The sequence below is a fragment of the Pedobacter agri PB92 genome, from assembly GCF_000258495.1.
GTDB lineage: Bacteria > Bacteroidota > Bacteroidia > Sphingobacteriales > Sphingobacteriaceae > Pedobacter > Pedobacter agri.
The window spans coordinates 1-8,898 of the sequence record NZ_AJLG01000189.1; the positions used below are offsets into that span (position 1 = coordinate 1).

Below are 8,898 nucleotides of genomic sequence, written 5' to 3' on the forward strand. Positions count from 1 at the left end.
AGGATGGGGCAGTTTGTAGCTTTCGATGCAGCAATTCAGTTACTAACTGAGCGTGGCATGTGGCAGGTTATTGAAGATGTTTACGCGAAATGTAAAGCTTCTTTATTGCTGCCTAAAGAGGAGATTATAAATCATGTAAAGGATATCTACAGACCATTTACGCCTGAAGAAATTTCTGCCAAAATTGCGCAAATTATTACACCAAAAGGTACAGTTGCAGAGGTGGAAGTGATCTATCAGAGTTTAGAAAACTTGCATGAAGCTTGTCCGAAAAACAAAGGCGACTGGTATTTTTCTGGTAACTACCCAACTCCAGGCGGAAATAAAGTAGTGAACAAGGCTTTCATCAACTGGAAAGAAGGAAACAACCAGAGGGCATATTAAAACTTCTCAAAGAATTTTAAGAATAGATAGCTCACATTGTATGTGGGCTATTTTTTTGCATAAAAAGAAACATTTACGGCATAACGCGAATGATTATTGAATCTGAATGTTTTTTTTAGCACTATCGCCACTAATCAGAATCGCCAGATTTACCAGGTTGATAAAAACATTTCGACAGCTGTACATGTTAATTCCACTATGAAAAATCTGATAAAATCCTGCCTGATATTTGCCATTTGTTTAGGTTTCGGCTGTTCTGATGGTAGCCAGCAAAAGGTAACCAACGCGATAGATAATACGAGCGATAGCATTTCTAATAAGTTATCTGAATTGAATGATACACTAAAAAATGTACGCGATGAGATTAAAAGTAAAATTCCAAAAGTTGAGATTAATGTTAGCAAAAGTGTTTCGATCGGGTTGCAGTGGATTAGTTTTGAAAGCGAGAAAGGTACTGCTGAAATAACCAAGAAGGCAGATAACTGGTTTGCTATAAAGGGTGAGCAAACCAATAGCCAAAATGAATATCTTAAAATTAATGGACGAATGAAAAGACTGGATGCCAATCGGGTTTCATTTGAAGGCACCATCATAACCTATATCAAAGATAACAATGGAGGTGTGCCCTGCGAAAAAACTGGTACTCAGGTATTTTTAAAAAAGGGCGACAGAGCCTATTATCGTCTTCAAAATATGGAAAATTGTGCCGGCGGCAGATTGCTAGATTATGTCGATATCTACAATCTTGATGAAGTGTTATAAATCTGTTTGATCAGGCGTAAAACTGAATATAGGTCTTGTAAATCAGCCAGAAGGCAAAGAAGATGATTACTACGCCAGCTATTTTGTTAAGCGTTTTTAGTGCATCTTCCTTGATTTTGTAACGGAGTTTACTGGAATAAAAGCTCTTTGCGCCATCAATGCTCAATTGCGTGGCCATCGCAATAAAGAAACACACGAGTTTTTCATTTAGCATATTATTGAGTTTAACGGAAATGATTCCGCTGACAATAATCCAGAACATTAACGTTGAAGGAGTAAGTATGCACATCAGGAAACCTTTTAAAACATAACCTCTTTTGCTAACTTTTTGAAGGGTTTTTGAATCATAATTCACCTTCATTTTCGATACCAGGTAATATATTCCTACAGCGAGTAAGAAAATTCCGCCGATGGAACCAACATATTTATCAAAGCTCGCTTTATAATCAAAAAACTGACTGCCAAAAAGCACCAATGCAATTAAAATAACATCACTAATTATAACCCCAATAGCCAAAGAAAAACCTGCCATAAAGCCTCTTTCTATACTGGTTTTAATCATTGCAAAAAATACCGGACCTGTTAAAAACGACGAAATAATCCCTGCCCCAATACCTAATAATATGGCCTCAAACATGTATTGTATTGTTTATAATATGCGAATATGCAATTTTATACCTAAACATGGCATATTTATTTTTGTTGCATTAGTTGCATAAAAGTTACTCTTATTTAATTTTTTTTTATTCTATGTTTAGCCCCACTAAAACTAAAATATATTAATTGTAAAATGACAAAGGAAACAACAAAAAATTACGGTACAGCACTATACACGATTATAACTGTATTCTTTTTTTGGGGGTTTGTTGCCGCTTCAAATGGTATCTTCATTCCCTTTTGTAAAACCCATTTCAAATTAACACAATTTGAATCACAACTAATCGATTTCACTTTTTACGGTGGCTACTTTATCGGATCTTTGATCTTGTATTTTGCATCGCAAGCGAGTAAGGTTGATATTTTAAACAAAATCGGGTATAAAAAAGGAATTATCGCTGGATTAATTATCTCAGCAGGCGGGGCTTTATTAATGGTTCCTGCTGTTCATTCTGGATCATTTCTATTTATCCTGTTTTCATTTTTCGTTATTGCGTTAGGTTTCTCCCTTCAGCAAACGGCGGCGAATCCATTCGTGGTTGCTCTCGGTGAACCTGAAAGTGGTGCACACCGCCTTAATTTAGCTGGTGGTATTAATAACTTTGGTGGTTTGATGGGTCCGGTTATTGTGAGTGTTGTGCTCTTTGGTACCGCAAATGATGCTGTAGCAAAAGTGGTTGAAATCTCATCTATTAACAATCTATATTATATTCTTGCTGGTTTATTTCTTGCTGTAGCAGTATTTTTTGGCGTTTCTAAACTGCCAGATGTAACCAGTACTGAGAAAATTGAAGCAAGCAGTAAACCAACAGGTCCATTAGTCGTTATGATTCTGGGTTTCTTAATGGTTGCAGCTGCAGATCCATTTTCATCTTTAACGGGAATTAGTAAATCGATTTTTGTATACTCATCATTTTTAATCATTCTTTGTGCCTTATTGTATGGTTATTTCGTTAAAAAGAATAATCCTGGTAGCTGGGGCGCTATGCAATATCCTCAACTGGTTTTGGGTATGTTGGCAATCTTTATGTATGTGGGTACTGAAGTAACCATTCAGAGTAATCTTGGTGCTTTATTGCAATTAAAGGAATTTGGGGGCTTAAGCGATGCTGATATTAAACCATACATCTCTTTATATTGGGGAAGTATGATGATTGGTCGGTGGGCAGGTGCAGTGAGTGCATTTAATTTAAGTAAAATGACAAAGAATGTGCTAACGGCTTTGGTTCCATTTGTTGCTTTTGGTATCATTTTGGGGGTTAACCATGCAACCGGAACCGATGTAAGCAATCTTTATATTTATGCATTTTGTATTGCGGTAATGGTAATTGCGGTATTCATCGGACAAGAGAAACCTGCTAAAACTTTAGCTTTGTTCGGTACTTTAGGTGCAATTTCGATGGTTATTGGCTTATTTACTACCGGGCATGTTGCTATTTTTGCTTTTGTAAGTGGCGGTTTGTGTTGCTCAATTATGTGGCCATCCATCTTCTCACTAGCCATTACAGGTTTAGGTAAATACACATCTCAGGGGTCAGCATTTCTTATTATGATGATTTTAGGTGGATCAATTATTCCGCCAATTCAAGGTGAACTAGCCGACAGCGCAGGTATTCACAATTCATACATCATTCCTGTATTGGGATTTGCCTATTTAATCTTCTTTGCTTGGAAAGTGAGTGGTGAACTTAAGAAACAAGGTATTGATGTTGAAAATATAACTGCAGAGGGCGGACATTAATTTTTAATAAGCTATTTTTACAGCCACAAAGATTTATTCTTTGTGGCTTTTTTATTTTTAGCATGACTAACAAACCAAGTTTCGATACCATATTTATGAATCTCGCAACCGATTTGGCTGCCCGTTCCCATTGCGTACGTGCCCATGTTGGTGCTGTTTTAACAAAGGATACCCGTATTATTTCTATCGGTTACAATGGTCCGCCAGCCGGAACACACAATTGCGATGAGGAATGGCCAGAACATGGTTGTGCAAGAGATAGCAAGGGAAGTTGCTCATTGGCTTTGCATGCGGAAGAAAATGCAATTCTTTATGCGTCTAAAAATGGATCGAAGATAGAAGGTTGTACCCTATACACCACATTGTCGCCGTGTATTGCCTGCGCCCGGTTAATCCTATCCTCAGGGATAAAACTGGTCTACTATTCTCAATCTTATGCCGCTTACAAAGGTTTACCTAGTGATGAAGGTGTTGATTTTTTAAGGAAGTTTGGGGTAGAAGTGAAGTTGATGGGTTAACTGGTGAATGGAGTAATTGGTTAATTGTGAAATGGCTAAACTGTTGAATTTTTAAGCTTATTGCTAACAACTTGCAATGGATACTTGCAGCCAGAAAATAACATGAAAACAATTTAACAATTCCCTTTCTTTCTCTATCTTTGCGGATGCAAGAAAAAATCATTATCGTCGATTTTGGTTCGCAATTTACACAACTCATCGCCCGTCGAGTTCGCGAACTAAATATTTACTGTGAAATCTATCCATACAACAACCTTCCTGAAATTTCAGAAGATGTAAAAGGTGTTATCTTTTCAGGTAGCCCGTATTCTGTTCGTCAGGATGATGCCCCTCAAATTGATTTGTCAAAATACCACAACAAATATCCTTTGTTGGCTGTTTGTTATGGTGCACAATACATCGCTCAACAATCTGGAGGCGATGTTCAGCCATCTTCGACCCGTGAATACGGCCGTGCTAATTTGAGTTTTGTTGATCAGGAAAATAAATTATTTAAAGGAATTAATATCGATTCTCAGGTTTGGATGAGTCATGGCGATACCATCACTAGTATTCCGGAAGAGTTTGAATTAATTGCCAGTACCGATAGTGTAAAGGTTGCAGCTTATCACATAAAAAATTCAAATACTTACGCCATACAATTTCACCCTGAAGTTACACACAGTATTGATGGAAAGGTTTTATTAGAAAACTTCCTGGTTGATATTTGTGGATGTAGCCAGGACTGGACTTCGGCAGCGTTTATAGAAACCACCATTGCAGAATTACAGCAAACATTAGGCAATGATAAAGTTGTTTTAGGTTTATCAGGCGGTGTAGATAGTAGTGTGGCAGCCGTTTTATTACACAAAGCAATCGGTACAAATTTACATTGTATTTTTGTTGATAATGGCTTACTGCGTAAAGATGAATATGCACAGGTGCTTGAACAATACAAACACATGGGTTTAAACATTAAGGGGATCGATGCTAAAGATCGTTTCTTAAGTCAGCTTGCTGGATTAACCGATCCAGAATTGAAGCGCAAAGCAATTGGACGGGTTTTTATCGAAGTTTTTGATGATGCAGCACATGAAGTAACAGGTGTAAACTGGCTAGGTCAGGGTACTATCTATCCTGATGTGATCGAATCAATTTCAGTAAATGGTCCATCAGCTACGATCAAATCGCACCATAATGTTGGTGGTTTGCCAGATTTTATGAAACTGAAAGTGGTTGAGCCATTAAAAACGCTGTTTAAAGATGAGGTTCGCAGGGTAGGTAAAGCTTTAGGAATCGATGATGTGATTCTTGGCCGCCATCCTTTTCCAGGTCCAGGTTTAGGTATTCGTATTTTGGGTGAGGTTACCGCAGAAAAAGTAGCTATCCTACAAGATGCTGATGCCATTTATATCAATGAACTAAAAGCCGCTGGATTATACGATAAGATCTGGCAGGCTGGGTCAATTTTCTTACCCGTGCAATCTGTTGGTGTAATGGGTGATGAACGTACCTACGAAAATGTAATTGCCCTTCGTGCTGTTGAATCAGTAGATGGTATGACGGCAGATTGGTGCCATCTGCCTTATCCGGTGCTTGCAAAAATTTCAAATGAAATTATTAATAAGGTGAAAGGTATAAACAGGGTTGTTTACGATATCAGCTCTAAACCACCTGCAACCATTGAATGGGAATAAATAAGTTGACCGTTTTTTTCTCAGTTAACTATATTATTAATCAAATATAACTTATGCTAGCAAGGTGGAATAAACTTTGCTAGCATATTTTGTTAAAAACAACAGGTATGAATTTTAGAAACGGTTACTATATTTTAGTTTTCTTTATTTTAGTTTTAGGAGCTTGTTCTCCTAAAATAAGAACACCAAAAACCGAAACCAGTAAACCTGTTGAGAAAGAAAAACCTGCAGAAAAAAAAGTGGTTAAAAAGTTTAGCCAGGCTAGCATTTCCCTGCTTGCACCCTTTAAACTCGATGAGCTGAATTTAAAGACAGCCACCAAAGCTGATGTAGAAAGATATGCCATGCCTATCGATTTTTATCAAGGATTTAAATTGGGCTTAGATTCGGTAGCTGCTTCAGGTTTAAACTTCAAATTGAATGTTTTTGATACGCAAGACGACAATGCACATATTGCTGTGCTTTACAAAAATGATCGGTTTAAACAAAGTAATTTGATTGTTGGTCCGGTGTTTCCTGACGGACAAAAATTTATGGCTGCTTACGCAAAGGAAAACAATATTGCGGTAGTTTCCCCTCTGGCAGCATCTAATCCTTCAGAGTTTAACAATCCAAATCTCATTTCCATTGTAAATAATATCGATCTCCATGCACAAAAAATTGCCACTTATATTGGAAAAAGTTTTAATCCTGCAAATACCATTGTAGTGATTATTAATCCCAGAAAAACAGAAGATGAGGCCTTTGCTTCGCCCATCAGATCTTATTTGACCAGCAAAACAAAGTTTGTGGTTCAGGAATATGCGTCAGCTTATACTTTTGAAACAAAGATGATCAAAGGCAAGCAGTATGTTGTTCTGGTTACATCATCTGATAGAACTTTCGTTTTACCTACTATTGATAAGTTGTTTAAGCTGAAGAATCTGCCTGTCGGAGGCTACAATATTAGTCTTTTTGGTCATCCCAACTGGGTAAAACAAAACTACCCAACGGATAAAGTGCAGGCGTTGAATACCATAATCAGTTCATCATATAAAATAGACTATAAAAGTGCTGCTGTAATTGCCTTTATCAAAAAATATCGCAAACAGTTTGGTTTCGAACCTGGAGAATATGCCTACAAAGGGTTCGATGTAGGTTTTTATTTTGGCAAACTACTTTCTCATTACGGGGAAGATTACCGCGACTACATAACAAAGGAGAAATATAAGGGGCTCCATAATAATTTTTCATTTATTCATGATGAAAAATTAGGCTATATTAACACCAGTTTAATGCTGTTGAAATTCAAAAACTTTGCATTAAATATTATCGAATAATTTACAATTTATTTTCTATGAGGGCTGACCATCAGTTAAGGGCTTTTGAACAAATTTTAAACACTTATGATGGGAATTTGCCCCTACATCGTTTCCTGCCTGGCTATTTTAAACAAAACAAGCAAATGGGATCATCTGACAGAAGGTGGGCAACCAGGCATGTTTACAGTTTTTTTAGGTTAGGGAAGGCGTTGCCTAATTTGCCTCGCGAGGAAAGACTGTGCATTGCTGATTTTCTTTGCCACGAAACCTTGAGTCCGGTAGTAGAGCAAAATATGCCAGCATTACATGATGATATTCATCTTCCACTGGCAGAAAAAATAAAAATTATTGTAGAAAAATATCATGATTTTAACCTGGAAGACGTTTTTCCTTTCGGAGATAAATTATCTGAAGGGATAAATAAAATAGAGTTTTTTACTTCGTTTTTCAAGCAGCCCGATTTGTTTATCAGGGTTGCGGCGGCTGATATAAAATCAATCATAGCAACGCTTGAGGCGGCAGGCATTACAGTTCATCAAGTCTCAGAAACTGCTTTAGCATTACCGAATGGTACTAAACTCGAAACGGTGTTAAAAGAAGGAACTTATCAGGTTCAGGATTTATCTTCGCAGAATACAGGAAGCTATTTCGAGCCTAAAAAATGGGATAAATGGTGGGATTGCTGTGCCGCATCGGGTGGCAAATCCTTATTGTTACACAGCCTGGAGCCTGTAGTTGAGCTGTTGGTTACAGATTTAAGAGAATCAGTACTGATGAATCTTGACGAACGTTTTCGCCTTGCCGGAATTAGAAAATACCATAAAAAAGAGTTAGACCTTTTAAAGAATAATGATCAGGTTTTGCATCATTATCAATTTGACGGTATTATTTTAGATGCACCTTGTACAGGCGCCGGAACTTGGGGAAGAACGCCGGAAATGCTAACTTTTTTTGAGGAAAAGAAGATTAACCAATTCGCAGCAATTCAGAAAGCTATCGGGCCAAACGTAGTAAAATATTTAAAGCCAGGGAAGCCCCTGATTTACATTACCTGTTCTGCCTTTGCTGCTGAAAACGAAGCGGTAGTACAACACTTAACAGATACTTTGCCATTAGAATTAGAAAAAATGGAGGTGATCAAAGGGTATCAAAATAATGCTGATACCATGTTTGTGGCCAGGCTGATCAGACTTTAGTAGCTTCAAAGACCTTGTTGTTAATGTTTGTCAGTATAAGCGTTCAGACAAGTTTATACATGCTCAAACCAGGATTTGAAGTTCTTTTTTAGGTATTTTACTGCTTCAATTAAAACAGCAATTGCCCCGATTATTAATGTATATTCCTCGAAGCTGTTCATCTTTGGTTAGCTTTATGTTTAGATGAATATACGAAATTTTTGTTACAGTACGATCTTATAGTAGATAAGATTTCTCGGTCTCGTTGGAAATGACGATTGGCTTACAGTTGATTCTTTGTTGCGGTTTTGATCTACAATCCGGTATTATTTCTGAATAATTTGATAGCGATAGCCAGTAAAATTACGCCGAAAGCTTTACGAAGAATGTTTAATCCTGTTTTACCAAATAGCTTTTCTAAGCGTTCGGTGTTTTTTAATACGAAGTAAACAAAAAGCATGTTCAGGATAATCCCCACCAAAATATTCTGAGTTTGATATTCGGTTTTGAGCGATAGCAGCGTGGTCATTGTACCGGCACCTGCAATTAACGGAAATGCAAGGGGCACTATTGAAACCGTTTCTGGCGCTTCTTCTTTGAAGATGGTTAAACCTAAAACCATTTCCATCGCAATGAAAAAAATTACAAATGAGCCAGCAATAGCGAACGATTAGGTGTGTACGT

General features: G+C 37.3%; 7 protein-coding genes and 2 pseudogenes. 7 read left to right on the top strand and 2 right to left on the bottom strand.

The window, feature by feature from the left end; genetic code table 11:
- Together ON09_RS20220 and ON09_RS24490 are read left to right on the top strand one after the other, a co-directional pair.
- Positions 1-384 (top strand): annotated as a pseudogene (locus ON09_RS20220) (amidophosphoribosyltransferase); the annotation flags it as partial.
- A 198-nt stretch (positions 385-582) separates the two neighbouring features.
- A complete protein-coding gene (locus ON09_RS24490) occupies positions 583-1,146 on the top strand; it encodes a hypothetical protein (protein WP_157259027.1) in 564 nt (187 codons plus the stop codon).
- 10 nt (positions 1,147-1,156) lie between these two features.
- Here the strand turns inward: ON09_RS24490 and ON09_RS20230 are convergent, their stop codons facing one another.
- On the bottom strand, positions 1,157-1,783 hold the full coding sequence (locus ON09_RS20230; RefSeq protein ID WP_010602889.1) for a LysE family translocator: 627 nt from the start codon (positions 1,781-1,783) through the stop codon (positions 1,157-1,159).
- A gap of 153 nt (positions 1,784-1,936) precedes the next feature.
- On the opposite strand from ON09_RS20230, the gene ON09_RS20235 reads away from it, so the two are divergent.
- The 5 genes from ON09_RS20235 to ON09_RS20255 all read left to right on the top strand — a co-directional run bounded on the left by ON09_RS20235 (position 1,937) and on the right by ON09_RS20255 (position 8,235).
- Positions 1,937-3,544 (top strand): MFS transporter, encoded by a 1,608-nt coding sequence (locus tag ON09_RS20235; RefSeq protein WP_010602890.1) that lies wholly within the window; start codon positions 1,937-1,939, stop codon positions 3,542-3,544.
- A gap of 62 nt (positions 3,545-3,606) precedes the next feature.
- Positions 3,607-4,062 (top strand): deoxycytidylate deaminase, encoded by a 456-nt coding sequence (locus ON09_RS20240; protein WP_039843015.1) that lies wholly within the window; start codon positions 3,607-3,609, stop codon positions 4,060-4,062.
- Positions 4,063-4,208: 146 nt separating this feature from the next.
- Positions 4,209-5,738: a glutamine-hydrolyzing GMP synthase gene (gene guaA / locus ON09_RS20245; RefSeq protein WP_010602892.1), complete on the top strand. Its 1,530-nt coding sequence runs from the start codon at positions 4,209-4,211 to the stop codon at positions 5,736-5,738.
- 107 nt (positions 5,739-5,845) lie between these two features.
- Positions 5,846-7,057, top strand: coding sequence for an ABC transporter substrate-binding protein (locus tag ON09_RS20250; protein WP_010602893.1), 1,212 nt, complete (start codon positions 5,846-5,848; stop codon positions 7,055-7,057).
- 17 nt (positions 7,058-7,074) lie between these two features.
- Positions 7,075-8,235, top strand: a complete 1,161-nt coding sequence (locus ON09_RS20255) for an RsmB/NOP family class I SAM-dependent RNA methyltransferase (RefSeq protein WP_010602894.1) — start codon at positions 7,075-7,077, stop codon at positions 8,233-8,235.
- Positions 8,236-8,527: 292 nt separating this feature from the next.
- On the opposite strand, the pseudogene ON09_RS20260 reads toward ON09_RS20255, so the two are convergent.
- A pseudogene (locus ON09_RS20260) lies at positions 8,528-8,884 on the bottom strand (MarC family protein); the annotation flags it as partial.
- Positions 8,885-8,898: the final 14 nt, after the last annotated feature.

What these genes read in the sequence shown, in the direction of transcription:
- ON09_RS20235 (WP_010602890.1), top strand. Translation starts at nt 1,937, where the DNA reads ATGACAAAGGAAACAACAAAAAATTACGGTACAGCACTATACACGATT.
- ON09_RS20230 (WP_010602889.1), bottom strand. Translation starts at nt 1,783, where the DNA reads ATGTTTGAGGCCATATTATTAGGTATTGGGGCAGGGATTATTTCGTCG.
- ON09_RS20240 (WP_039843015.1), top strand. Translation starts at nt 3,607, where the DNA reads ATGACTAACAAACCAAGTTTCGATACCATATTTATGAATCTCGCAACC.
- ON09_RS20255 (WP_010602894.1), top strand. Translation starts at nt 7,075, where the DNA reads ATGAGGGCTGACCATCAGTTAAGGGCTTTTGAACAAATTTTAAACACT.
- ON09_RS20250 (WP_010602893.1), top strand. Translation starts at nt 5,846, where the DNA reads ATGAATTTTAGAAACGGTTACTATATTTTAGTTTTCTTTATTTTAGTT.
- guaA (WP_010602892.1), top strand. Translation starts at nt 4,209, where the DNA reads ATGCAAGAAAAAATCATTATCGTCGATTTTGGTTCGCAATTTACACAA.
- ON09_RS24490 (WP_157259027.1), top strand. Translation starts at nt 583, where the DNA reads ATGAAAAATCTGATAAAATCCTGCCTGATATTTGCCATTTGTTTAGGT.